19 protein-coding genes are annotated in these 23,695 nt (G+C 74.7%); 10 read left to right on the top strand and 9 right to left on the bottom strand.

Features of this window, described 5'->3' with window-relative positions:
* Window position 1: 1 nt before the first annotated feature.
* Window positions 2–6,079: a DUF11 domain-containing protein gene (locus AC3AQ1_RS01785; RefSeq protein ID WP_108717577.1), complete on the bottom strand. Its 6,078-nt coding sequence runs from the start codon at window positions 6,077–6,079 to the stop codon at window positions 2–4.
* A gap of 174 nt (window positions 6,080–6,253) precedes the next feature.
* Window positions 6,254–6,919, bottom strand: a complete 666-nt coding sequence (locus tag AC3AQ1_RS01780) for a response regulator transcription factor (RefSeq protein ID WP_234417663.1) — start codon at window positions 6,917–6,919, stop codon at window positions 6,254–6,256.
* Between the two features lie 194 nt (window positions 6,920–7,113).
* On the opposite strand from AC3AQ1_RS01780, the gene AC3AQ1_RS01775 reads away from it, so the two are divergent.
* The 3 genes from AC3AQ1_RS01775 to AC3AQ1_RS01765 are packed head-to-tail and all read left to right on the top strand — an operon-like array spanning window position 7,114 to window position 9,650.
* The gene (locus AC3AQ1_RS01775) at window positions 7,114–8,457 is read left to right on the top strand and encodes a COG1470 family protein (protein ID WP_108717575.1); all 1,344 of its coding nucleotides are present in this window, start codon (window positions 7,114–7,116) and stop codon (window positions 8,455–8,457) included.
* Between the two features lie 4 nt (window positions 8,458–8,461).
* Window positions 8,462–8,776 carry a PAAR domain-containing protein gene (locus AC3AQ1_RS01770; protein WP_108717574.1) on the top strand — a complete coding sequence of 105 codons (315 nt, stop codon included), beginning with the start codon at window positions 8,462–8,464 and terminating at the stop codon, window positions 8,774–8,776.
* Between the two features lie 43 nt (window positions 8,777–8,819).
* Window positions 8,820–9,650, top strand: coding sequence for a TrmH family RNA methyltransferase (locus AC3AQ1_RS01765; protein WP_108717573.1), 831 nt, complete (start codon window positions 8,820–8,822; stop codon window positions 9,648–9,650).
* A gap of 15 nt (window positions 9,651–9,665) precedes the next feature.
* On the opposite strand, the gene AC3AQ1_RS01760 is transcribed toward AC3AQ1_RS01765, so the two are convergent.
* On the bottom strand, window positions 9,666–10,232 hold the full coding sequence (locus tag AC3AQ1_RS01760; protein ID WP_108717572.1) for a CDP-alcohol phosphatidyltransferase family protein: 567 nt from the start codon (window positions 10,230–10,232) through the stop codon (window positions 9,666–9,668).
* Between the two features lie 147 nt (window positions 10,233–10,379).
* On the opposite strand from AC3AQ1_RS01760, the gene AC3AQ1_RS01755 reads away from it, so the two are divergent.
* The 3 genes from AC3AQ1_RS01755 to AC3AQ1_RS01745 are packed head-to-tail and all read left to right on the top strand — an operon-like array spanning window position 10,380 to window position 13,029.
* The gene (locus AC3AQ1_RS01755; RefSeq protein WP_108717571.1) at window positions 10,380–11,276 is read left to right on the top strand and encodes a MetQ/NlpA family ABC transporter substrate-binding protein; all 897 of its coding nucleotides are present in this window, start codon (window positions 10,380–10,382) and stop codon (window positions 11,274–11,276) included.
* A 2-nt stretch (window positions 11,277–11,278) separates the two neighbouring features.
* Complete coding sequence (locus AC3AQ1_RS01750; protein WP_108717570.1) at window positions 11,279–12,376, top strand: methionine ABC transporter ATP-binding protein; 1,098 nt, start codon at window positions 11,279–11,281, stop codon at window positions 12,374–12,376.
* Complete coding sequence (locus tag AC3AQ1_RS01745) at window positions 12,373–13,029, top strand: methionine ABC transporter permease (RefSeq protein WP_108717569.1); 657 nt, start codon at window positions 12,373–12,375, stop codon at window positions 13,027–13,029. The genes AC3AQ1_RS01750 and AC3AQ1_RS01745 overlap by 4 nt, the downstream gene beginning before the upstream one ends.
* Window positions 13,030–13,091: 62 nt before the next feature.
* On the opposite strand, the gene AC3AQ1_RS01740 is transcribed toward AC3AQ1_RS01745, so the two are convergent.
* Together AC3AQ1_RS01740 and AC3AQ1_RS01735 are read right to left on the bottom strand one after the other, a co-directional pair.
* Complete coding sequence (locus AC3AQ1_RS01740) at window positions 13,092–13,685, bottom strand: TetR family transcriptional regulator (protein ID WP_108717568.1); 594 nt, start codon at window positions 13,683–13,685, stop codon at window positions 13,092–13,094.
* Between the two features lie 43 nt (window positions 13,686–13,728).
* Window positions 13,729–14,457, bottom strand: a complete 729-nt coding sequence (locus AC3AQ1_RS01735) for a DUF4191 domain-containing protein (protein WP_108717567.1) — start codon at window positions 14,455–14,457, stop codon at window positions 13,729–13,731.
* Window positions 14,458–14,542: 85 nt separating this feature from the next.
* On the opposite strand from AC3AQ1_RS01735, the gene AC3AQ1_RS01730 reads away from it, so the two are divergent.
* Window positions 14,543–16,117, top strand: coding sequence for a protein kinase domain-containing protein (locus AC3AQ1_RS01730; RefSeq protein WP_159096333.1), 1,575 nt, complete (start codon window positions 14,543–14,545; stop codon window positions 16,115–16,117).
* Between the two features lie 8 nt (window positions 16,118–16,125).
* On the opposite strand, the gene AC3AQ1_RS01725 is transcribed toward AC3AQ1_RS01730, so the two are convergent.
* From AC3AQ1_RS01725 to AC3AQ1_RS01715, 3 genes are all read right to left on the bottom strand, one after another.
* On the bottom strand, window positions 16,126–17,046 hold the full coding sequence (locus AC3AQ1_RS01725; RefSeq protein WP_108717565.1) for a TIGR01777 family oxidoreductase: 921 nt from the start codon (window positions 17,044–17,046) through the stop codon (window positions 16,126–16,128).
* Window positions 17,047–17,125: 79 nt separating this feature from the next.
* Window positions 17,126–19,306: a 2-oxoglutarate dehydrogenase, E2 component, dihydrolipoamide succinyltransferase gene (gene sucB / locus AC3AQ1_RS01720; protein ID WP_108717564.1), complete on the bottom strand. Its 2,181-nt coding sequence runs from the start codon at window positions 19,304–19,306 to the stop codon at window positions 17,126–17,128.
* Window positions 19,307–19,502: 196 nt separating this feature from the next.
* Window positions 19,503–20,978: a leucyl aminopeptidase gene (locus tag AC3AQ1_RS01715; protein ID WP_108717563.1), complete on the bottom strand. Its 1,476-nt coding sequence runs from the start codon at window positions 20,976–20,978 to the stop codon at window positions 19,503–19,505.
* A 39-nt stretch (window positions 20,979–21,017) separates the two neighbouring features.
* Between AC3AQ1_RS01715 and AC3AQ1_RS01710 the strand changes: the two genes are divergently transcribed.
* The 3 genes from AC3AQ1_RS01710 to AC3AQ1_RS01700 are packed head-to-tail and all read left to right on the top strand — an operon-like array spanning window position 21,018 to window position 22,874.
* Window positions 21,018–21,377, top strand: coding sequence for a hypothetical protein (locus AC3AQ1_RS01710; RefSeq protein ID WP_159096332.1), 360 nt, complete (start codon window positions 21,018–21,020; stop codon window positions 21,375–21,377).
* Window positions 21,374–21,811, top strand: coding sequence for a hypothetical protein (locus AC3AQ1_RS01705; protein WP_108717561.1), 438 nt, complete (start codon window positions 21,374–21,376; stop codon window positions 21,809–21,811). The genes AC3AQ1_RS01710 and AC3AQ1_RS01705 overlap by 4 nt, the downstream gene beginning before the upstream one ends.
* A 10-nt stretch (window positions 21,812–21,821) precedes the next feature.
* The gene (locus tag AC3AQ1_RS01700; RefSeq protein ID WP_108719908.1) at window positions 21,822–22,874 is read left to right on the top strand and encodes a quinone-dependent dihydroorotate dehydrogenase; all 1,053 of its coding nucleotides are present in this window, start codon (window positions 21,822–21,824) and stop codon (window positions 22,872–22,874) included.
* An 89-nt stretch (window positions 22,875–22,963) separates the two neighbouring features.
* Here AC3AQ1_RS01700 and AC3AQ1_RS01695 read toward each other — a convergent pair whose 3' ends face one another.
* Complete coding sequence (locus AC3AQ1_RS01695) at window positions 22,964–23,677, bottom strand: DUF3043 domain-containing protein (protein WP_234417661.1); 714 nt, start codon at window positions 23,675–23,677, stop codon at window positions 22,964–22,966.
* Window positions 23,678–23,695 lie beyond the last annotated feature (18 nt).

Raw genomic sequence — 23,695 nt, 5'->3', positions numbered from 1 at the left:
GTCAGCTGCGGAACAGGAAGTGGGGTGCGGCTACGGTCGTGGAGATCACGAGGAGGCGCGATCGCGCGTCGCCCCACGAGGTCGGCTCACCGGTGGCCGGGACGGCGGCGAGGTCGCGGTCGGCCAGCAGCCCGTCGGCGATGACCGGCACCGTCGCGACGAGCGTGCCGTCCTCGCGCACGGTGTACGGGCCGGGGATCGTGGTCACCCCGCGCGACCAGACGAGGTCGACCTGCGCGCCGGGCGGGAAGTACTGACCCATGGCCACCACGGGGTTACCCGGCCGGGCCACGTCGTGCGTGATCCGCAGCTGCGCGAGGCGCAGCTCCACCGCGGCGGTGGCCGAGTCGTTCGCGGCGTCCTGCGGCGTGGCCGTCGTCGCGACGGCGCCGACGCTCACCGAGACCGGCGGCTCGACGGGGCCGACGGCGGGCGCCGGCTCGGAGCGCTCGGTCGGCGCCGCCGGGGGCACCGGCCCGACGGCGGCCACCGCGGCCGTGAGCACGACCTCGGTCCCGGGGGCGAGGGTGCCGAGGGCGCACGAGCCCGACGTCGACGTGCACGCGCTCGTGCCCGGGTTGCCGGACGGGAGGAGGTCGGCGGGCCACGTCGTCGCGACCGCGACGTCCACCGCCGGCGCGGTGCCCGTGTTGCGCACCGTGATTGTGGCCGTCCCGGCCTGGCCGCCGCGCCACAGCACCGGCCCGGTCGCCCCGGGGACCGCCACGGGCGAGCCGAGGGCGACCGAGACGACGAGGTCCGCGGTCCCGCCGGCCGGCGTCGTGATCGTCAGCGTGACGGAGTCGTTGCCGGCGACGGCGTCGCCGGGCGGCAGCGTCGCCGTGACGACCGAGTCGCCGGCCACGGCGCGCCGCACCGTGAGCGCGACCTCGTACGAGCTCCCGACGGCGAGCGCCGGCACCGCGCAGTCCCACCCCACCGCGGCGCTCGGGGCGCAGGTGCCCGGGTCGGTCACGGTGAGGGAGTCGGGCACGACCACGGTCACGGACGAGGCCGGCGCGTCGCCCGGTCCGGACGACGCGATGCCCACCCGCAGGGTCGTGGACTGCCCGACGGCGAGCGCGGGCTGGTCCGCGGCGAGAGTCACGCCGAGGTCGTGGCGCAGGGAGCCCTGCCACGCCGGGTCGGTCTGGTTCGTCCGGTCGTTCGTCACGCGGCGCAGCGTCGAGCCGTCCGGCGCCACCGTCCACACGTCCCGCGCGGCGTCGCGGCCCGCGAGCGCCGCGGAGAACGCGAGCGCGGTGCCGTCGGGGGACCACGCGGGCTCGCCGGGGTCGCTCAGGGTGCGCAGCGCGGGGTCGACGGCGCCCACGTCGGACTCGCCCGTGCCGGCGGCGCGCGTGAGCAGGTGCAAGTCGGTGACGGCGACGGGCACGCGCGGCGCCGCGCCGTCCCACCCGGGCAGGTCAACCACCGTCAGCGCCCCCCGGCCGTCGAACCGCAGCGCGGAGCCGACCGGCTGCGCAACCGTGACGTCGGCGAGCGCGAGCCGCGTGCCGTCGGGGGACCAGGTGGGGTGGCGGCCGGTCACGGGTCGCGCCTGGCAGAGCACGCTGAGCGGGCAGTCGGTGGGCGGCAGGACGGTCAGCGGCGCGGCCGCGAGCGTCGCGACGTCGACGAGGACGACGCCGAGCTCCTGCGGGGCGCCGGCCCACGGGTCGCGCGAGAGGGTCAGCGCGATCGTGCGTCCGTCGGGGGAGAACGCCGGGTCGCGCTGGGACGTGACGGCGTCGTCGGCGTTCGGGTCGTCCTCGTCGGGGAGGAGCGGCGTGACGGTGCCGGTGGCGACGTCGAGCAGCATGACCCGGCCGGGCCGGTAGCCCTCGGGCGCCGCGGACGTGGCCGGGTCGCCCTCGGAGCGCAGCGAGTACCGGACGAACGCGATCGTGGTGGAGTCCGGCGACCACACGGGGTCGACGTCGAGGTCGTGCGGCGCGCGGTCGTAGGCGAGCACCTGCGTGCCGTCGCCGCGCCAGTCCGACACCCCGATCGCGCGGACGCGTGGGTAGCCCGGGCCGCAGTCATCGACCTCGCCGTCGACGCACGGCACCTCGACGTCGACCGAGTACGCGAGCCGTTCGCCGTCGCCGGAGTAGGCCGGCTGTCGTTCGTCGAGCTCGGTCGAGCCGTCGGAGTAGAACCAGTCACCGGCCTGCACGGCGCGGCGCTCGGTGAAGTCGGGGGCGTGCACGTCCTCGACGTCGCCGTCGCCGTCGGAGGTGGTGAGCGACAGGTCGGCGGACGCGGAGGGAAAGCCCTGCCACAGACTCAGCCAGCTCGGGAAGCTCGCTGCGACGCCGGGCTCGGAGACCGCGCGGTCCTGGTCGACGTACGTCGCCACGCTCTCCTCGGTCGAGGGGTCGAGCCCGACGCGCCACGTGCCGACCCACACGTCACCCGCCTCGTCGCCCGTGGTCGAGGTGAACGCGAGCGTCATCTCGGCGTTGTCCACGGGACTCCACCAGCTCGGCGCCGGCATCCACGCGGGCTCGCTGCCCTGGACCGACGCCACCGGCGAGGCGGCGTAGGCGTCGATCACGGCGCCGTAGCTCTCCTCGGTGCAGTCGTACCAGGGCTGGCAGACGAGGAACCCGAGCGAGCCGTCGGGCCGGAACGCCGTCGTCCGCAGCGCGATGACCGAGGCCGTCCCGCCGTCGCGCGTGGGCAGGGACACCGCGGCGGGCTGCGACTCGTCGGACGGCGTGTCCGTGAGGCGGACCGTCGTCGGCTCGCCGCTCAGCGGATCCTGCACGAGGTAGAGGTCGGCGGGCTCGCCCGGCGCGGTGCTGCCGGAGTACACCAGCGAGCCGGTCGCCGGCACCCAGGTCGGCCAGGTCTGGTCGCCCGGTCCGCCCGCGATCGTCACGACCTCGAGCCCGCCGTCGCACGCCTGCTCGACGGCGTCCTCGTCGTCGTAGGGGATGACGGCCGCCACCACGTCGAGCCCGTCCGCGCCCGTGTCCACCGCCCAGGCGACCCACTCGTTGTCGGGCGACACGACGGGGTGCTGCTCGACGTCGGCGTCGCAGGTGATCCGGTGGGGGCGGGCGGACGGGCCTTCGTCGAGGTCGACGTAGACGTCGCCGGCGTCCTGCCCCGCGGAGTACGTGAGGTCGCCGTCGGACACGAACGCCGCGCGGTCGGGACTCTCGATCCCCGGAACGACGGCGGTGAGCTGACCGGCCGCCCGCAGGCCGAGGTACTCGCGGTAAGGCCCCGCGCTCTCGTACCGCCGGTCGGTGCGGGCGGGGAACACCGGGGCGTCGGGCTCGGGCGTGGAGCTCGGGTCGTCCGTCGGGCCGTCGACCGTGCTCGAGGCGACGTCGGTCCCCTCGCTGGTGAACGCGAGCCGCGGTCGCGTGAGCACGAGCACGGGGGTCAGCGTGACCGAGGTGTCGGCCACGACCGAGTCGTCCGGGTAGGTCAGCGCGACGTCGACCGTCGCCTCGCCCTCGTCCACGACGTCCACCGTGATCACGACGTCGTGGCTGGTCCCGAGGAGGAGGGGCGGCACGGGGCACGTCACCGCGTCCCCGAAGACCTGGCACCCGGACGCGGAGGGGTTGGCGAGCTGCTCGGGCAGGGTGAACGTCACCCGGGTCGCGCCGAGCGGTGCGGTCGTGCCGGGCACGACCGTGGCGGTGAACGTGACCGTGGTGCCGACGCTCGGCGCCGGCTCGGACGCCGCGACCGTGAGCCCGGGCGCGGGTGCGGGCTGCCACGCCGGGTCGGTCTGCCGGGTCGGGTCGTTCGTGACCCGGACGAGATCGCTGCCGTCCACCGCGATCGTCCAGAGGTCGCGCGCCACGGCCTCGCCGGCGGCGGTGCCCGAGAACGCGATCCGCGTGCCGTTGGGGGACCACGCGGGCTCCGCGGCGGACGCGACCTCGCGCCAGATCCGGTCCACCGCGCCGGCGTCCCGCTCGGTCGCCAGCACGGCGGGCCGGGTCAGGAGCACGGGGTTCGACGCGACGGCGGCGGTGCCGTTCGCCCCACCCGCCACGTCCACGACGGCGAGCGCGCCCCGGCCGTCGACGGTCACCGCCGCGCCGCTCACCGTGGGCACGGTGAGGTCGGCGACGACCAGGCGCTCGCCGTCGGGCGACCACGCGGGGTGCCGGCCGAGGACGGAGACCATGAGGTCGCACGTCGGGGTCGGGCACGGCAGGGGGGACTCGGTCAGCAGGGGCTGCGCGGTGGCCGCCGAGACGTCGGCGATCTGCAGGCCGAGGTCCGTCGGCGGACCGGCCCACGGCTCGCTCGTGCGGGAGAACGCCACGCGCGTCCCGTCCGGGGACCAGGAGGGGTCGGACTGGCCGATGCCCTCCCCGCGGTCGTCGTCGTCCACGAGGGGCCGCACGAGGCCCGAGTCGGTGTCGACCACGTAGATCCGCCCGGGCCGGTACCCCTCGGGCGCGCCCGAGGTCTGCGCAGGATCACCCTCCTGACGCTCGACGTAGCGCACGAACGCGATCGACGAGCCGTCCGGGGACCAGACGGGGTCGACGTCGAGATCGCTCGGAGCACGCTCGTAGGGCAGCGGCGAGAGCTCGGCGCCGCTCGCGCTGCCGTCCCACGGCCCGACCGTGATGGCACGCCCCATGACATAGCTCTCCCCGTCCTCGGTCCAGAGGTTCTGGGAGAACGCGAGGCGCTCACCGTCGGGGGAGTAGGTCGGGGTGCGCTCGTCGGTCGCCAGCTCGTCGAACTGCTCCACGATCGTGCGGCGCTGCGAACCGTCGGAGGCCAGGACGTCCTGGATGTTGCCCGCCCCCACCTCGAGGTTGCTGTCGACACCGCTCGCGGTCGACCACAGGGCGACGCCGTCCGGGTCGTTCTCGCCCTCGCCCACCGGGGACCACTGTGAGGTCCAGGTGGGATGGGTCTCCGCACGAAGCGGCTGCGCAACCGCGCGGTCCTGGTCGAGGTAGCGCGCCTCGTCCGCCCCGACCGACCACTCACCGACCCAGACGTCGCCGTCGGAGTCGCCGGTCGTGCTCGTGAACGCGAGCTCGGCGATCGACCGGGTGGGGTTCGCCGGGTCCCGCGTCGGTTCGGCGTTCGACCAGACCGGCTCGGCGCCCTGCACGTCCGTGCCGGCCTCCGTGTCGACGTACGCCGAGGCCGGCGCGGTGAGGTTCTCGCCCCGGCACGGCTCGAGGTCGGTGCACTGGATGAACGCGATCGACCCGTCGGGCCGGAACTCGTCGGTCCGGAAGGCGATCACGGTGACGGGGGTGGCCTGACCGACGAACACCTGCGTGGCCGCCGGCTGCGTCTCGTCGGCCTGTCCGTCGGTGAGCTCGACGACGCTCGTCGGCTGCTCGAGGGGGTCCGGGAGCATCAGGAGGTCGGACTCGAAGCCTTCCGCATCGTTGGTGGAGTACACGAGCCCGCCCGACGCGGTCCACGCCGGCCACGTCTGGTCACCCCCGCCGCTCGCGACGACCCGCGCCCCGAGGTCGTCCGTGCACGCGTCCAGCGGGCCGTCGTCGGTGTCGTAGGGGACCGGGACGACGACGACGTCGTCGGTGCCGTCGAGGTTCGTCGCGTACGCCACCCACTGTCCGGTCGGGTCGATCACGGGGTGCTGCTCGGTGGCGGCGTCGCAGGTCACGCGCAGGTACTCGGTGGCCGCGTCCGCATTCTGTGTCCGCACCCACACGTCCCCGGCGTCGAAGCGGGGGTCGGCCGAGTCGTTCCACCAGTCGTCGCTCACGAACGCGACAAGATCGGTCGTCGGCTCCGGCGCGCTCGCCTGAGCGTTCGACCGGCCGTAGCCCAGGACGTTCTCCCGCCCGTCCCACTCCGTCGCCCGGCCCTGCGTGCGGTCGGGGTAGGCGCTGGTCTGGTCGTAGCGCAGGAGCGTGTCCTCCGACACGACCGATCCGTCGTCCGTGAACGCCAGCCGCGGGCGGTCCACCGGCGGACCGGGACTTGCGGTGGGGCTCTCGGTGGGCTCGGGTTCGGTGACGGCGATGCTCGCCGTCGTGACCGCAAGGACGAGCGCGAGGGCGGCCGCGACCGCGGCGACGCCCGCGCCGATCCTCCGCCTCACCTGCCCACCTCCGCCCGCCCGCCTCGTCACGCACGACTGCGCACCCACGCCCCGCCGTGCTCGCGCGCGGCGCCTGCCCAGCGTGGTCGCGCCCCGGGGAGGGAGCGAGTGCGCTCGGTCCACCCGAGCGGGCACCGCCCGCTTCCCGTTGGGGCAGGCGGGCGGACGACGCCGCTAGATCAGGCCCTCGCGCAGCGCGTACGCGACGGCGTGGCTGCGGTTGCGCAGCTGCAGGCGCGTGGTGATGTCGTGCAGCACGTTCTTCACCGTGCGCTCGGAGTAGGACAGCGTGCGCGCGATCTCGGCGGTGTCCATGCCGTCGGCGACGAGCCGCAGCACGTCGATCTCCCGCGTGGCCAGGCCCGTGAACGTGAGCCCCCGGGGGCGCAGCACCTGCCGCTGCAGCGAGCCCACCTGGTCCAGGAGGTGCCCGAGCAGGTCGGGGGGGACCGTGCCCTCGCCGTGCGCCGCGCTGCGGATCACGGCCACCAGCCGGTCCGGCGTCGCCTCGGACCGCCGCACCAGGGCGAGCACGCCGGCCTCGACCGCCGCGACGACGTCGTCGTCGGTGAGGTAGCCGGCCACCAGCACCACCTGCGCGTCACCGGTCCGGCGCGCGTTGCGCACCGCCCGCATGGTCGCCTCGTCCACCCGGTCGGTCACGATGACCGCCACCCGGGCGCCCGCCGCGCCGCCGTCGCCCTCGCGCACGAGGGTCAGCTCCGGCCGCGGCCGCAGCGCGCTCGCGACGCCCGCGAGAGAGATCGGATCGGTCGCGCCGACCCACACCCGTACCTTGTCGGTGGCCGCACCGGCCACCGTGCCCGTCATCACACTCATCCCCAGCCCCTGTCACCGTGGCGCGTCGACCTCGCCCGCACCGTCCCCGCAGGCACCCGTCCGGCCCGCTCGGGCAGCATGCTCCGGCGTACTGATCAGGCACTCAACGTCGGCTCAACGGGCAGGAGCGCTGCCCGCTCGGACGTCCGCGCCGCTGCTGCCGGGGCGCGGACGTGCTGCCTACCGTCGAGGCCATGACGACGACGGCCACGCTGGAGACCTCGCACGTCCGGCTGACCCCCGGGGAGGAGGCGGCCGTCGCCGTGCGCATCGCCAACACGGGCACCACCGTGGAGGGGTACCAGATCGAGGTGCTGGGCGTCCCGGCCGCGTGGGCGCAGGTCGAGCCCGCGCAGATCGCGGGCGTGTACCCGAGCGAGGCGACGACGGCGACGATCACCTTCCGCCCGCCGCGCGACGCCGCGGTGCCGGTCGGCTCGCTCGACTTCGGCGTGCGGATCGTGCCGGTGGACCACGCCGAGCAGGTCGTGACCCCCGAGGGGGTCGTGGAGATCCTCCCGTTCCTGGAGTCGGTCGCCGAGCTCGTCCCGCGCACCACGACCGGACGGATGGGCGCCAGGCACCAGGTCGCCGTCGACAACCGGGGCAACGCGCCCGCGACGCTCACGATCAAGGCGACCGACGACGGCAAGCACCTCGGGTTCAAGGTCGATCCCGGGCTGCTCGTGGTGGAGCCCGGCACCGCGGCGTTCTCGACCGTCAAGGTGAAGCCCGCGAAGCGGATCTGGCGCGGCGCGAGCGTCACGTACCCGTTCGCCGTGACCGTGTCCGCGGAGAACTCCACGCCGGTCGTGCTCGACGGCGTGCACGTCCAGACCGCGACGCTGCCGAAGTGGTTCATGAAGGCGCTGCTCGCGCTCCTGGCGCTGCTCGCGCTGCTCGCGCTGGCGTGGTTCGTGCTCCTGCGCCCGGTCATCGAGTCCGCGGCGCGGGCCGCCGTCGCCGAGGAGACGGAGGCCGCGGTGCAGGCGGCCGAGGACGCCCAGCAGGCCGCGGCCGCCGCGCAGCAGGCGGCGCAGGACTCGGCCAACACCGCCGCCCAGACCGACGCCGCGGCCCAGGACCAGCTGGAGCAGATGGAGACGCTGCGCGAGGGCATCCTGCCGCCCGCCGAGATCTCGGTGCCGTCGGTCAACCGGCTGGAGGTCTCGGCCGGCCCCAACGCGAGCGACGTCGCCGCGTTCACGGTGCCGGACGGCCAGACGCTGCGCCTGTACGACCTGCTCCTCAACAACCCGCAGGGCGACTTTGGCACGGTCTCGGTGGAGACCTCGATCGACGGGCAGAGCCAGGTCCTCATGCAGCTGGGCCTGGAGAACTTCCGCGACTCCGACTTCCACTTCCAGACCCCGGTGGTGGTGCCGGCGGGCGGGGAGGTGCGGTTCTTCCTCTCCTGCCGCCAGCCGGGCGCACCGTTCGGCCTCACGCCGCCGCCCGCCGAGTGCGCGGACGCGCTGACGTTCGGCGGCAACCTCGTCAGCCCGGCGCCGCAACCCACGCCGACCGCGGGAGGCTGAGCGCGTGCCGACCGGTCCGTGGCTGCGCGCCGGCGACGTCGCGCTCTGTCCGCTCACGACCGGGCCGGTCCCGCACGTCGGCGGGCCGATCACGCCGGCCGGGTGCGTCCCCACGGTCCTCGTCATGGGGATGCCGGCGGCCGTCGCCAACGCGATGCCGGGCAGCATCCCGTGCGTGGGGCCGCCGAACGGGATCGCGATGGGCTCGCTCACCGTGCTCGTCGGGGGGTTCCCGGCCGCGCGGCTCGGCGACCAGTCGATGCACGGCACGCCGATCGCACCCGGGCCCGGAGCGGCCACCGTGATCGTGGGCGGCTGAGCCGTCGGTCGGTCGACGGACCGTGACCTGGGACGATGGGGAGGTGACCCGACCCGACCCCGTCCCGCTCGCCGTCGCGCTCGAGGACCCGCGGGTCGCGGAGTACACCCACCTCACGGACGTCGCGCTGCGCACGCGGTACGAGCCGGGCGCGGGCCTGTACATGGCCGAGTCCTCCAACGTCATCCGCCGCGCCGTCGCCGCCGGGCACGTGCCGCGCTCGTTCCTCATGGCGCCGCGCTGGCTCGAGCAGATGGCGGACGTGCTCGCGGCGTTCCCCGACGCGCCCGTGTTCACCGCGCCGGAGCCCGAGCTCGAGGCGCTCACGGGCTTTCACCTGCACCGGGGAGCGCTGGCGGCGATGAACCGGCCCGCGCTGCCCGACGTCGACGAGCTGCTGCGCGACGCGCGCCGGGTCGCCGTGATCGAGGACGTCGTGGACCACACCAACGTCGGCGCGATCTTCCGCTCGGCGGCGGGGCTCGGCGTCGACGCCGTGCTCGCCACGCCGCGCTGCGCCGACCCGCTCTACCGCCGCAGCGTGCGGGTCTCGATGGGCACCGTGTTCCAGGTGCCCTGGACGCGGATCGACCCCTGGCCCGCCGGCGTGGACCGGCTGCGCGCGGCGGGGTTCGTCGTCGCCTCGCTCGCGCTGAGCGACGACGCCGTCACGCTCGACGCGCTCGCGGCCGACCCGCCCGAGCGCCTCGCGCTCGTGCTCGGCGCCGAGGGGCACGGCCTCGCGCCCGCGACGGTGGCGGCGAGCGACGTGGTCGTGCGCATCCCGATGGCGGGCGGGGTCGACTCGCTCAACGTCGCCGCGGCGAGCGCGGTCGCGTTCTGGGCGATGCGCGTGGCGGGCCGCGAGCTCTGACCGGCCGGCGCGTCCTCAGCGCGCGCGGTGGCGCGCCGCGGCCATGCCGCGCAGGTACCCGAGACCGGCGACGACGTGCCCCAGCACGCCCAGCCACAGGACGACCAGCGCGACGACGTGCAGCCACTCCAGCGACGCGGCGGCGGAGGTGATGAGCAGCGGCAGCGCGCCGAGCAGGCACGCGGTGCGCCACTTGCCGATCCGGCTCACCGGGAGGTCGGGGGAGCCGCGGAACCACAGCCCCGCGAGGACGAGGAGCGTGAGGTCGACCGCGAGGATGATCGCCACCGCCGGCCAGGGCACGAGGCCCTCGGCCACGAGCGCGGCGATCACCACGACGATCGCGACGCGGTCGGCCACGGGGTCCAGACGCTGACCCAGCAGCGTGACCTGCCCGAGGCGCCGCGCGAGGTACCCGTCCACCCAGTCCGACGCGCCGAGGGCGATGAGGGCCACGAGCCCCCACCACAGCCGACCGGTCACGAGCAGCCACACCACGAGCGGCAGCAGCACCGCCAGGCGCGCGAAGGAGATGAGGTTCGGGAGCGTCCACACCCGGGTCGACGGCGCGGGGGTGCTCACGAATCGATCCTAGTGCGACCACACTGCGAGACAGCGACGCTCGGGTTGTCACCCGCACCGCGCGGTTGCCACAGTGTCTTCCGCCGGACACCCCCGGCCCAGCGCCCGCGGACCACCGAGCCGCAGCACTCACCGAAAGGTCACCGCATGACTCGCCGACTTCCCGTCCTCGTCACCGCTGCCGTCGCAGCGCTGGCCATGGCCGCGTGCGCCGCCCCCGGGTCCGGCGGTTCCGACTCCGACGCCACCGACGGCGGCACGATCCGGATCGGCGTCATCGGCGCCTCGGACACCCAGTGGGACGTCTTCACGCAGAAGGCCGAGGAGGAGGGGATCGACGTCGAGATCGTGAACTTCACCGACTACCAGATCCCGAACCAGGCCCTCGCCGACGGCGAGCTCGAGCTCAACCAGTTCCAGCACCTGCAGTTCCTCGCGAACTTCAACCTCAAGACGGGCAACGACCTGCAGCCGATCGGTGCGACCGCCGTCTACCCGCTCAACCTCTACTCCACCGAGTACGACGACGTGGCGGACATCCCGGACGGCGCCCAGATCGCCGTGCCGAACGAAGCGACGAACCTGGCCCGCGCGCTGCTCAACCTGCAGCAGGCCGGCCTCATCACCCTGCGCGACGGCGGCACCTCCTTCTCCGCCGCGGCGGACGTCATCGCCGACGAGTCCCGCGTCACCGTGACCCCGGTCGACGCCGCCCAGACCGCCGCCGCGCTCACCAGCGGCAGCGTCGCGGCCGCGATCATCAACAACGACTTCGTCGGCAAGGCCGGCCTGACCGACGACGACATCGTCTACGCGGACGACCCGAGCGGGGACGCCGCGAAGCCGTACATCAACGTGTTCGCGGCGCGCGCCGAGGACTCCGGCAACGAGACCTACCTCAAGCTCGTCGAGATCTGGCACGACCCGGAGGTCGAGGCGGCGGCCACGGAGGACTCCGGCGGCCTCGCGATCTTCAAGAACAACGAGGCGGGCGAGCTCCAGGACATCCTCGCGGACATCCAGGCGAACGCCCCGACGAGCTGAGCGTGACCACCGCTGCACCCATCGTCAGCCTCCGCGGCGTCTCGAAGGTCTTCCCGGGACGCCGCGGCGGCACGCCCGTCACCGCCGTCGACGACGTGACGATCGACATCGCCGAGGGCGAGATCTTCGGCGTGATCGGCTACTCGGGCGCGGGCAAGAGCACGCTCGTGCGGCTCATCAACGCGCTCGAGATCGCGACGTCGGGGACCATCACGGTCGCCGGCGCCGAGGTGACGGGCCAGGGCGAGCGCGCCCTGCGCCGCGTCCGTGCGGGGATCGGCATGATCTTCCAGCAGTTCAACCTGATGGGCTCGCGCACGGTCGCCGGCAACGTCGCGTACCCGCTGCGCGTCGCTCGCGTGCCGCGTGCACAGCGCGCCGCGCGCGTCGCCGAGCTGCTGGAGTTCGTCGGCCTGACGGACAAGGCGCGGGCCTACCCGAACCAGCTCTCGGGCGGCCAGAAGCAGCGCGTCGGCATCGCCCGAGCGCTCGCCACGTCGCCCCGGATCCTGCTGGCCGACGAGTCCACGAGCGCGCTCGACCCCGAGACGACGCAGGACGTTCTCACCTTGCTGCGCCGCGTCAACGCCGAGCTCGGCATCACCATCGTCGTCATCACCCACGAGATGGACGTCGTGCGGTCGATCTGCCACCGCATCGCCGTGATGGAGAAGGGCAAGGTCGTCGAGGTGGGGGAGGCGTACGACGTGTTCGCGAACCCGCGCCACCCGGCGACCGCCCGCTTCGTCGCCTCGTCGCTGCACGACGTCCCGAGCCCGGCGGTGCTGCAGCGCCTGCGGAACCGGCACCCCGGCCGGCTCGTGCTGCTGCGGATGAAGTCCGACGGCGCCGCCAGCGGCTACCTCACGCGCACCCTGCGGGAGCACGGGATCGAGGGGACGATCATCTACGGCGGCATCTCCGAGATCGCCGAGCGTCCGTTCGGGTCGCTCACCCTCGAGATCGACGGTGCGGTCGACGACGTCGAGGCGTTCGTGCGTGAGGTCGTCGCCTCCGCGGGGGCGACCGACCTCGGCACGGCGAGCTCGCCGTCGTCCCTTCCCGTGCTCGGCCGCATCAACGGGGAGGAGTCGGCATGAACTGGGAGCGACTGGGGCCCACCTTCACCGAGGCGCTCGCCCAGACGGCCTACATGCTGTTCTGGGCGATGCTCGTGGGCGGCCTGATCGGCCTCGCGATCGGGGTGGGGCTGTACGTCTCGCGCAGCGGCAATCTGCTGAGCAACCGCGTGGTGTTCGCGGTGCTCAACGTGGCCGTCAACATCGTCCGGCCGATCCCGTTCATCATCTTCCTGTTCGCGATCGGCCCGCTCACCAAGGCCGTCGTGGGCACCACGATCGGCACCGAGGCGGCCACGTTCGCCATGGCGCTCATGGCCGGGTTCGCGTTCTCACGACTGGTGGAGCAGAACCTCGTCTCGCTGGACCCCGGGGTGATCGAGGCGGCCCGCGCGATGGGCGCGTCCCCGCTGCGGATCATCCTCACGGTGCTCATCCCCGAGGCGCTGGCCCCGCTCATCCTCGGGTACACGTTCCTGTTCATCGGCGTGCTCGACATGTCCGCGATGGCCGGCTACATCGGCGGCGGCGGCATCGGCGACTTCGCGATGGTGTACGGCTACCAGCAGTACGACTGGACCGTCACGTACATCGTGGTCGGCGTCATCATCGTGATCGTGCAGCTCGCCCAGCTGCTCGGCAACTACCTGGCGCGCAAGGCGATGCACCGGTAGCAGCCGGACGGTCGAGGCTGGTGCCCGCTCCCGCCCCGCGCTCGGCACCCGCTCGGGCGCAGTCAGGCGGACGGGTCGACCGGTCCGGTGCTGCGCGTCAGCGCGAGGAGCAGGTCGCGCAGCTCGACGTGCTCGCGCGCGGGCGTGCGGCTCCACATCAGCGACGCGGTGAGCCCGTCGGCGGCCTTCATCACGAGCTCGGCGCGCAGCGGCTCCAGGCCGTCGCCGGCCACCCGGCTGCGCCAGCTCTCGTCGTCGGCGCGCAGCACGTGCGAGACGGCCTCGCTCGCGCCGATCATGCCCATCAGGGTGATCTGCTCGCGGGCCCGGTCGCCCTCGGCGAGGTCCGCGAACACCGCGCGCACGTAGGCGCGGGTCAGCCGGCCCGGCGCGTCGGCCTCCGTCGGGTCCTCGGCCTGCGCCCGCTCCAGCTCGCGCTCGACACTCGTGTCGAACGCGGCGAGCAGGTGGCGCATGAGCGCCTCGAGGAGCGCGTCCCGGCTGGGGAAGTGGTGCAGGAGCCCGCCCTTGGAGACCCCCGCCCGGCGGGCGACCAGGTCGAGGCTGACCTCGGGGCCCTTCTCGCCGATCGCCGCCGCTGCCGCCTCGAGGAGGCGCGCACGGGTGCGCTCGGCGTCGCGCTGCGGTCCGGGCACGGGGCGGGGTCAGTACGTGGTCGGAGTCGGAGCTCGGGGCGGGTCAGCGCCCGCGCATGCCCTTGCGGTCCGGGCGGGCGCGCAGCGGGTCGACGCCCTTCGGCACCGGCATCTTGATCTTGCCGAGCGCGGCGAGGCGCTTCGTGACCACGGCGACCTCCGCCGTCGTGATCGCCTTCTTGTGCTTGCGCACGGCCGCGGCGAGCTGTGGCAGCGGGACCTGGCCCTCCTCGCGACCGCACTGGACGAGGTGCACGGGCACGTCCGGGACGAGGCGGGTGGTGCGCTTGCGCTCCTGCTCGAGGAGGCGCTGCTGCGAGCCGCGGCTGCCGCCGTCACCGACGAGGACGACGCCGGGGCGCCCGACGGCGCGGAACACCATGGTCTGGGTGCGCTGGTCGATCGCGACCGGCTGCTCCTCGAGGTTCCAGCCGCGGCGGATGGTGCCGAGGGCGGCCGAGGCGGCGCCGGGCTGCCCCTCGACGCGGGAGTAGGCCGCGCGCTCCGCACGGCGGGAGAGCAGCAACGTCGCGCCGAGCACGCCGAACGGCACGGCGAGGACGACGAAGTACCAGAGCATCGCGCCGTCGTTGACGAGCAGACCGACGACGACCCCGACCGCGATCGCACCGAGCAGGATCGCGAGCATGAGCCAGGGGACGGACGGGTCCGCCTTCCGGGTCATCTGGAAGACGTCCCAGATCTGGTGGTACCACCGGCGCTTCTTCGGCTTCGGTGCGGGCGCGGGGGTGGAGGGGTTCGAGCGTGCCATGGTGGGCACAGCCTACCGGCCGTCGACCGCCCCTCCGGCCTGTGGACAACGTCCACGGCGGGCCCCGAGGCGCTTGGCTGGTCGGGTGAGCACCGTCGTCGTCCCCGGCCCGCCGCACGTGGCGGGCTTCCGCGCGGGCGAGGCACTCGTGCGTGGCGCGGGGGACGGTCCGGCGGGCTGGGTCTGGTCGGGCGTGGACGAGGGCGGCGACCTCGTGGTGCTCCGAACGATCCCTGCGTCAGGTGAGGATCGGGACCGGCTCCTCGCTCGTCTCGACACGCTCGCCGCCGCCGGGCACCCACACCTCGCCCGGGTGCGCGCGTCGCGCGTGGACGAGGCGGGCGTGGCGGTGGTGCTCGATCTCGTGCCGGGCGTGGACCTCGCCACGTGGGTGCGGGCGCGCGGGGCGCTCCCGCCGCCCGAGCTCGAGCGCCTCGCCGCCGGCCTCGCGGCGGCGCTGGCCCACCTGCACGGTCTCGGGCTCGCGCACGGCGACCTCTCGCCCCGCAACGTGCTCGTGCGCGACGGCGGGGACGCGGTCCTCGTCGACCTCGCCGACACGGGGCTCGGCACCCCGGGCCACGTCGCCGCCGAGCGGTGCGACGAACGCGGCCTGCCGGACGTCGCACCGGACGAGGTGAGCGACGTCGCCGAGCTCGCGGCACTCCTCGCGTGGGCGGCCGCGGGGGGTGGCGGGCGCAGTGGTGAGGGGGGCGAGGGGGCAGACGGTGACCGCGGTGGTGACGTTGGTGGTGGTAGCGCCGGCAGCAGCAGCAGCGGTGGCGGCGGCCACGGGGGCGTGCGGGAGGGCCGGGACCACGGCGGCGGGCCCGACGTCGTCGACGACGGGTTGGCGCGCCTGCTCGACCGGGCGTGCGGGCCGCGGGCGGGCCGACCCGCGGCCGCCGAGCTGGCCGTCGCGGCCGACGAGGCGGTGGCCCGACGGCGAACCCGCCTCGAGCTGCTGGGACGGCGGCCGACGAGTCCGCTCGGCGCCGCGGACCTCGCCGGCGCGGCCGTCCGGACCGCGCTGCTCGCGGCGCCCACCTACCGGCCGGGTCGGCGATCAGCGCGTCCCCGTCGGACGCAGCGGCACGCGCGCGGAACGAGTCTGCCGCCGGGTCTGACGGTGGCGGCCGCGGCCGCGTCGGTGCTGCTGCTGGCCGGGGTCGGCGTGCTCGCCGCCCGGTCGAGCGCGTCGTCGGTCGTCGGCGGCCTGCCCGCGACGGAGCGGGCCGAGATCGACGCGGTGCTCGCGCGTCGCGACGCGGCGCTCGAGGCGGGCGACCTCACGGCGCTGGCGCGCGCCGTCGTGCCCGGCTCGCAGGCGTGGCGGCACGACGCCACCCTCGCCCAGGCCCTGGCCGGCGGCGCGGGCGTCGGGCCGGTGGTGGGCCCGGGGTCGGGCTCGGGCACGGGCTCGGGCGCGGTGGGCGTGGTGGCCGAACCCGCCTCACCCGTGCACGTCTCGGGCCTGCACACTCAGGTGCTCGCGGCTGCCCCGGCGTCGGGAGCCGCGGTCCGCACGGAGCTGCGGCAGGGCGCGCACCACCGCTTCACCGGCGGTCTGTGGCGACCGGTGCCCGCGCAGGCCGGCCGGTGCCTCGTGCTCGAGCTGGCCGAGGACGGCCGGATCTCGGGGTGGCGCGCCTGCGCGTGAGCCGGCCCCTACGCGACGAGGGCGTCGGCGGCGTCCTCGATGGTGGGGGAGGTGAACTCGAAGCCGTCGGCGAGGAGCGCCTCGGGCAGCACGCGCTGGGACGCGAGCAGGTCGCCCGCGAAGCCGCCCAGCGCGGCGCGCAGGGCGAACGCCGGTACGGGAAGGACGGCGGGGCGGTGCATCGCTGCGGCGAAGGTGCGGATCAGCTCACGGTTGCGGACGGGCTCGGGGGCGGTCAGGTTCACCGGCCCGGTGACGCCGGAGCGGGTGAGGTGCACGAGCGCGCGGACCTCGTCCTCGAGGGTGATCCACGGCCACCACTGGCGGCCCGAGCCCAGCGGGCCGGCGACGCCGAGCCGGATCAGGGGCCGCAGCCGCCCCAGTGCGCCGCCCTCGGGCGCCAGGACGATGCCCGTCCGGGCGTGGGCGACGGACGTGACCTCGCGCGCCGGGTCGGCGGCGCGCTCCCAGGCCTGACACAGGTCGGCGAGGAAGCCCTCCCCGGGTCCGGAGGACTCCGTCAGGACGTCCTCGCCCCGGTCGCCGTAGTAGCCGACCGCGGAGGCGGTGACCAGTCGGGCGCTCGACCCGGCCTGCGCGAGCCGCGCGGCGACGAGCGAGACGCTGCTCGTGCGCGAGCGCACGAGCTCGCGGGTGTAGGAGCGGGTCCAGCGGTGGTCCCCGACGCCCGCACCGGACAGGACGACGACGGCGGTCACGTCGTCGAGCGCTGCGGGATCGAGCCGGCCCTCGGCCGGTGACCACGCGACCTCCTCGGGGGTGCGCGGTTCCCGCCGAACCAGTCGGCGCACGGTGGCGCCGTCCGCCTGCAGCGCCGACACGAGCCGGGAACCGATCAGCCCGGAGGCGCCGCCCACCAGGACGGTGCCGCCGGGCTGGGCGGGGTGGAGATCAGGGTGCTCGCTCATGCGGGCCAGGCTACGTCGCGCACCGGCCGATCGGTCCGGAGCGAGCCGTCGGACCGGTGCGCGAGGGGCCTGCGTGGGTTCAGATGCCGAGGTCGGCCTCGAACGCGCCCTCCTCGAGGCGCTTGCGCACCGCGGTGAGGTAGCGCCCGGCGTCCGCGCCGTCGACGATCCGGTGGTCGTAGGAGATCGCGAGGTACACCATCGACCGGATCGCGATCGAGTCGCCCTCGGGACCGGAGACGACCACGGGCCGCTTCACGATCGTCCCGACGCCGAGGATGCCGACGGTCGGCAGCGGCACGATGGGCGTGTCGAACAGAGCGCCCGCGCTGCCGGTGTTGGTGAGCGTGAAGGTGCCGCCGCTGAGCTCGTCCGGGGAGACCTTGTTGTCACGCGTGCGCGCGGCCAGGTCGTTGATCGCGCGGGAGAGGTCCGCGATCGACAGGTCGCCCGCGTTCTTGATGACCGGGGTCAGCAGCCCGCGCGGGGTGTCGACGGCGATCGAGAGGTTCTCGGACTCGGGGTAGACGATCGTGTCGTCCTCGATGCGCGCGTTGAGCTTCGGGTACGCCTGGAGCGCCTCGATGGCGGCCTTCGCGAAGAACGGCAGGTAGGTGAGCTTGAGGCCCGCCTTCTGCTCGAACGGCCCCTTCATCCTCGCGCGCAGGGCGGCGACCTTCGTGACGTCGACCTCGACCACCGTGGTGAGCTGGCCCATCGTCTGCAGCGACTCGACCATGCGCGAGGCGATGATCTTGCGCAGCCGGGTCATCTTCTCGGTGGTGCCGCGCAGCTCCGAGACCGGCAGCCGCGTGCTCGCCGCAGCCGCGGGCGCGGCCGACGGTGCGGCAGCGGCCGGCGCCTGCTCGGGGGCGGGCGCCGCTGCAGCGGCCTTCGCCGCCTCGGCCGCCGCCAGGACGTCCTGCTTGCGGATGCGACCGCCGACGCCCGTGCCGGCGAGCGAGGCCAGGTCGACCCCGTTCTCGGCGGCGAGCTTGCGCACGAGCGGAGTCACGTAGACCCCGGCCGCCTCGGCGGTGGGCTGCGGCTGCTCGGCCTTGGGCTGCTCGGCGGGGGCCTCGGCCTTCGGGGCCTCGGCCTTGGGCTGCTCAGCGGGTGCCTCGGTCTTCGGGGCCTCGGCCTTGGGCTGCTCGGCGGGGGCCTCGTCCTTCGGGGTCTCGTCCTTCGGGGCCTCGGCCTGCTGGGCGGAGGCGTCGCCGACGACGGCGACGACGGCGCCGACCTCGGCGGTCTCGTCCTCGCCGACCTTGATCGCGAGCAGGGTGCCGGCGACGGGGGACGGGACCTCGGTGTCGACCTTGTCGGTGGAGACCTCGAACAGGGGCTCGTCGACCTCGACCGAGTCGCCGACCTCCTTGAGCCAGCGTGTCACGGTGCCCTCGGTCACGCTCTCCCCGAGCGCGGGCAGCGTCACCTCGGTCCCGGACGCCGAACCGGAGCCAGCACCCGAGCCGCTGTCAGCCTCGGGCGCGTCGGACTTGGGCTCCTCGGCCTTCGGCTGCTCGGCGGGGGCCTTGTCCTTGGGCTGCTCGGCGGGGGCCTCGTCCTTCGGGGCCTCGGCCTGCTGGGCGGAGGCGTCGCCGACGACGGCGACGACCGCGCCGACCTCGGCGGTCTCGTCCTCGCCGACCTTGATCGCGAGCAGCGTGCCGGCGACCGGGGACGGGACCTCGGTGTCGACCTTGTCGGTGGAGACCTCGAACAGGGGCTCGTCGACCTCGACCGAGTCGCCGACCTCCTTGAGCCAGCGCGTCACGGTGCCCTCGGTCACGCTCTCCCCGAGCGCGGGCAGCGTCACCTCGGTCCCGGACGCCGAACCCGACGCCGAACCGGACCCAGCACCCGAGCCGCTCTCGCTGCTGCCACCGGCCTGCGCGGCGGGGGAGGGCGCGGCGCCCTCGGGCTCCGCCTGCTCCGGCTCCGCGGCTGCGCCCGACGTCGCCGGCTGGGGCTCGTCGGCCTGGATGGACCCGTCGTCGGAGCCGGCCGAGTCGGAGCCGCTGCCGTCGCCGATCACGGCCAGGTCGGTGCCGACCTCGACCGTCTCGTCCTCCTCGACGAGGATCTTCTCGACGACGCCCGCGACGGGCGAGGGGACCTCGGTGTCCACCTTGTCCGTGGACACCTCGAGCAGGGGCTCGTCGACCTCGACCGAGTCACCGACAGCCTTGAGCCACCGTGTCACCGTGCCCTCGGTCACGCTCTCCCCGAGAGCGGGCATCTTCACGGACTCCGACATGTGCTGTCTCCTAACGTTTCTCGATCGCGGTGGCTCACCCGGCGGGGCGGCTACACGTCCTCGGGCTGCTGGCTCGCATCTCTATCTTGGCACTCGGGCCGGCCGGGACCGGCCACGGCGACGTGATGCCGACCACGTGACACCGCCGCCGCGCGGTCGGCGACGGCGCCCGCCGCGACCGAGTCACGCACCGCGCTCATCGCGCGCGGGACTCCAGGTAGCCCAGCAGCGTGCGCACGCCGGCCCCCGTGCCGCCCTTGGGCGTGTAGCCCCAGGGCGAGCCCTCGTTGAAGGACGGCCCCGCGATGTCGAGGTGCGCCCACGGGGTGGCCCCGACGAACTCGCGCAGGAACAGCCCGGCCGTGAGCATGCCGCCGAACCGGTCACCGACGTTCGTGAGGTCGGCGATCGTGGAGTCCAGGCCCTGGCGCAGGTCCTCGGGCAGCGGCATCGCCCACGCCTGCTCGCCGCTCGCGTCGGCGGCGGCCACGACGGCGTCACGCACCTCGGGCGTGCCCATCACGCCGGTGACGCGCGGGCCGAGCGCGATGAGCTGCGCCCCCGTGAGCGTGGCGATGTCGAGCACGGCGTCCGGCTCGAGCGCGGCCGCGTCGACGAGCGCGTCGGCCATCACGAGCCGGCCCTCGGCGTCGGTGTTGAGCACCTCGACCGTCTTGCCGCCGCGCATCGTGAGCACGTCGCCGGGACGCTGCGCGTCGCCGGAGGGCATGTTCTCGGCGAGGGCGAGGAAGCCGGTCACCTGGACGGGCAGCCCGAGCCGGGCGGCGGCCAGCACGGTGTGCAGCACGGCGGCGGCGCCGGCCATGTCGCTCTTCATCGTGATCATGCCGGTCGGCGGCTTGAGCGAGAGCCCGCCCGAGTCGAACGTGATGCCCTTGCCCACGAGCGCGACGTGCGCGGCGGGCCGCGACGGCGTGTAGGAGAGGGTGACGAGGCGGGGCTCGTGCGGCGAGCCCTGGCCGACGCCGACGATCCCGCCGTAGCCCCCGGCGCGCAGCGCCTTGAGGTCGAGGGAGGCCACCTTCACCTTGGTCCCGGCGGCCGCCTGCCGCGCCGCCTCGGCGAACGCCTCGGGCGTGAGGTCGCCCGGGCCGGTGTTCACGAGGTCGCGCACGGCGGTCACCGCCTCGGTGACGACCTGCGCATGCTCGACGACGTCGCGCAGCGCCTTCGCGCGCGCCTTGGCCACGAGCACGGTCACCTCGGGCTCGGGGTCGGTGCTCCGGTAGCGGGTGAACGCGTAGCCGCCGAGGGCGGCGCCCTCCGCGACGGCGCCGACGACGGCGGGGTCGTCCGACGGAGCCAGCACACCGACCCGGGCCCGGCCCTTCGTGGCCCGCACCGCGGCGCCGACGGCGCGCCGCACGGCCTCCGGGTCGGCGGGGTCGGCCCCGACGCCCGCGAGGACCACGACGTCGGCCTTGAGGACGGGGGGCGCCGGGATGGTCGCGACCTCCTCGGCCTTGCCGATCAGGCCGAGGGCGGCGACGGCGTCGGCCAGCTCCTCGGCGACGGTCGAGGTGCTCGCGGCGAGCACGTGCGCCGACCCCTTGACGCTCCCCGACTCCGAGTCCCGGGCGAGGAGCACGACGAGCGCCTCGACGTCGGCGGCCTCGGGCGCGGTGGAACGGAGCACGATGGGGGAGGACATGCCCTCGATCGTAGTGCGCGCCGCGCTAGGGTGACCCGCGTGCTGCTCACGCTCGTGCTCGTCGGCGCGCTCGCCGTCGGGCTCGGGACCTGGGCCGGCGTGCGGGCCGCGCGAGACACCCCGGTGGTGGGCAACCAGATCCCGGGGATGATCGCCGTCGAGGTCGGGCTGGTCGTCCAGGCCGTCGTCGTCGCGGTCGGCCTCGGTCGCGGTGCGAGTACGGGGGATCCGGCGCTGCTGTGGGGGTATCTCATCACCGAGCTCCTGCTGCTGCCGGCCGCCTTCGCGTGGGCGTTCGTGGAGCGCACGCGCTGGAGCTCGGTGGTGCTCGCCGTCGCGAGCGCGGTGGTGGTCGTCCTCCAGGTGAGGGTCTGGCAGATCTGGCAAGGAGCGGGATGAGCACGCAGCACCACCACGAGCCCGGGGACGACCGGCCGCGCGCGTACGGGGCCGGCCGCGCCCTCGTCGCCGTGTACGGCATCCTCGCCCTCGCGGCGACCGCGCGCTCGGTCTACCAGCTGCTCACGAAGGCCGCCGAGGCGCCGCTGGCCTACGGGCTGTCCGCGTTCGCGGCGCTGGTGTACGTCGTGGCGACCGTGGCCCTCGCCCACAACGGGGTGCGGATGCGGCGCGTCGCCTGGGTGGCCGTGGCCGTCGAGCTCGTCGGCGTGCTCGCCGTCGGCACGTGGTCGTTCGTCCACCCGCAGGACTTCCCCGAGGCGACCGTGTGGTCGCACTTCGGCCAGGGTTACGGGTACGTCCCGCTCGTGCTGCCGTTCCTCGGCCTCGCGTGGCTGCGGCGCTCGGACCCGGCGCGGATCGCCCGCCAGTAGGTTGTCGGACGTGAGCCACCCCCTCTACACGTTCGTCTTCCGGCACGCCTTCACGCGGCTCGACCCCGAGGTCGCCCACCACCGCGCGGCCCGTGCCATCGAGCTCGCGGGTCGGGTCGCCCCCGTCCGCGCCGCGCTCGCCGCGACGTTCGGCCGGACCGGCCGGACCGGACGCAGCACCGGCACCAGCCCGGCCGGACCCACGCTCTTCGGGCGGCACCTGTCCTCCCCGCTCGGCGCCGCAGCGGGTTTCGACAAGGAGGCCCGGATGGTCCCCGGCCTGCTGGCGCTGGGCTTCTCCCACGTGGAGATCGGCACCGTGACGGCCCACGCGCAGCCGGGCAACGACAGGCCCCGGCTGTGGCGTCTGGTCGACGAGCGCGCCCTGGTGAACCGGATGGGCTTCAACAACTCCGGCAGCGCGGCCGTCGCCGCACGGCTCGCGGCGCTGCGCCGCACCCGGGCGGGCCGGTCCGCCGTCGTCGGGGTGAACATCGGCAAGACCAAGGTGACGCCGCCCGAGCACGCCGCGCAGGACTACGCCCTGAGCGCGAGCGCACTGGCGCGCTTCGCCGACTACCTCGTGGTCAACGTCTCCAGCCCGAACACCCCTGGCCTGCGGGACCTGCAGGCGGTGGCGTCGCTGCGCCCGATCCTGCAGGCGGTGCAGGCGGCGGCTGACGCCTCGGCGCGCCGCCACGTGCCGGTGCTGGTCAAGATCGCGCCGGACCTGTCCCAGGACGACGTGGTGGACGTGTGCGCGCTCGTCACCGAGCTCGACCTCGCCGGCGTCGTCGCGACGAACACCACGATCGACCACGACCACGGCCCCGGCGGCCTGTCGGGGGAGCCGCTGCACGCTCGTGCGCTCGAGGTGGTGCGGCTCGTCCGCGCGCACCTGCCCGGCCGCGTCGTCATCGGCGTCGGCGGCGTGAGCGACGCCGCGGGTGTGCGCCGCATGCTCGAGGCGGGCGCCGACGTCGTGCAGGCCTACACCGCGTTCATCTACTCCGGGCCGGCGTGGCCGGGCGCCGTGGCGCGCGAGCTGGCCGGCTCGCGCTGACGGCGCCGGCCCTGCGCCCACGCGGGGTCAGAGCGGGTCAGGCTCGCGTCACGCCGGTCACGCCGGTGATGCCCGAGTGATGCCGGGTCTCAGGCGGGGAACTCCCCGCGCTTGACCTGCGGCTTCGGCTGGCGGGTGGGGCGCATCTGGAACGAGCGCAGGACGGCGTACATCACCCCGCCCTTCTGCACCTTGTCCTCGCCGAACTTCGTGCGCAGCCGCTTGCGGATGCGCAGGCCCGCGAGCACGGAGTCGACGACGGCGATGATCACCAGCAGGTACATCGCCAGCAGCAGCGGCAGCGCGACGTTCGGGTTCTGCCCCACGACGAACGTGAGCACGACGAACACCAGGGCGATCGGCAGGAAGAACTCCCCGAGCGACCAGCGGGCGTCGACGTAGTCGCGGATGTACCGGCGCTGCACGCCCTTGTGCTGGACCGGCATGTAGCGCTCGTCGCCGGTGTTCATGGCCTCGTTCATCCGGGCGCGTGCCTCGGCGTTGGCCTTGCGCTGCTCCGCGCGCGCCGCCTTCGGGTCTCCGGCGCTGGCCACGAGCGGCCGGCGGTTCTTGGCCTCGGCCTCCTTGCGGGTGGGCGTCGGGCGGCCCTTGCGGTCCGCGGGGGAGACCTCCGCACCGCTGGAGCTCGCGCCCGTGGCGGGCGCCTTGGCATCCTGCGTCCCGGTGGCCGGGGCGACCACCGGGGTCACGCCGTCGGGCACCGCGACCTCGTGCTGCTGCACGGCCTCGGCACCGATCGTCGACGAAGGGGCGGCCGTCTCGTTCTTCTTGTTCCCGAACACCTCGTCAGGGTAGTCGAG

The sequence above is a fragment of the Miniimonas sp. S16 genome (assembly GCF_057748195.1).
The sequence above is the reverse complement of the archived record's forward strand: the minus strand, read 5'-3'. Positions and strand labels throughout refer to the sequence as shown.

Coding starts and splice junctions, on each gene's coding strand:
- AC3AQ1_RS01780 (WP_234417663.1), bottom strand. CDS start 6,919: ATGAGTGTGATGACGGGCACGGTGGCCGGTGCGGCCACCGACAAGGTA.
- AC3AQ1_RS01775 (WP_108717575.1), top strand. CDS start 7,114: ATGACGACGACGGCCACGCTGGAGACCTCGCACGTCCGGCTGACCCCC.
- AC3AQ1_RS01755 (WP_108717571.1), top strand. CDS start 10,380: ATGACTCGCCGACTTCCCGTCCTCGTCACCGCTGCCGTCGCAGCGCTG.
- AC3AQ1_RS01745 (WP_108717569.1), top strand. CDS start 12,373: ATGAACTGGGAGCGACTGGGGCCCACCTTCACCGAGGCGCTCGCCCAG.
- AC3AQ1_RS01735 (WP_108717567.1), bottom strand. CDS start 14,457: ATGGCACGCTCGAACCCCTCCACCCCCGCGCCCGCACCGAAGCCGAAG.
- AC3AQ1_RS01725 (WP_108717565.1), bottom strand. CDS start 17,046: ATGAGCGAGCACCCTGATCTCCACCCCGCCCAGCCCGGCGGCACCGTC.
- sucB (WP_108717564.1), bottom strand. CDS start 19,306: ATGTCGGAGTCCGTGAAGATGCCCGCTCTCGGGGAGAGCGTGACCGAG.
- AC3AQ1_RS01715 (WP_108717563.1), bottom strand. CDS start 20,978: ATGTCCTCCCCCATCGTGCTCCGTTCCACCGCGCCCGAGGCCGCCGAC.
- AC3AQ1_RS01705 (WP_108717561.1), top strand. CDS start 21,374: ATGAGCACGCAGCACCACCACGAGCCCGGGGACGACCGGCCGCGCGCG.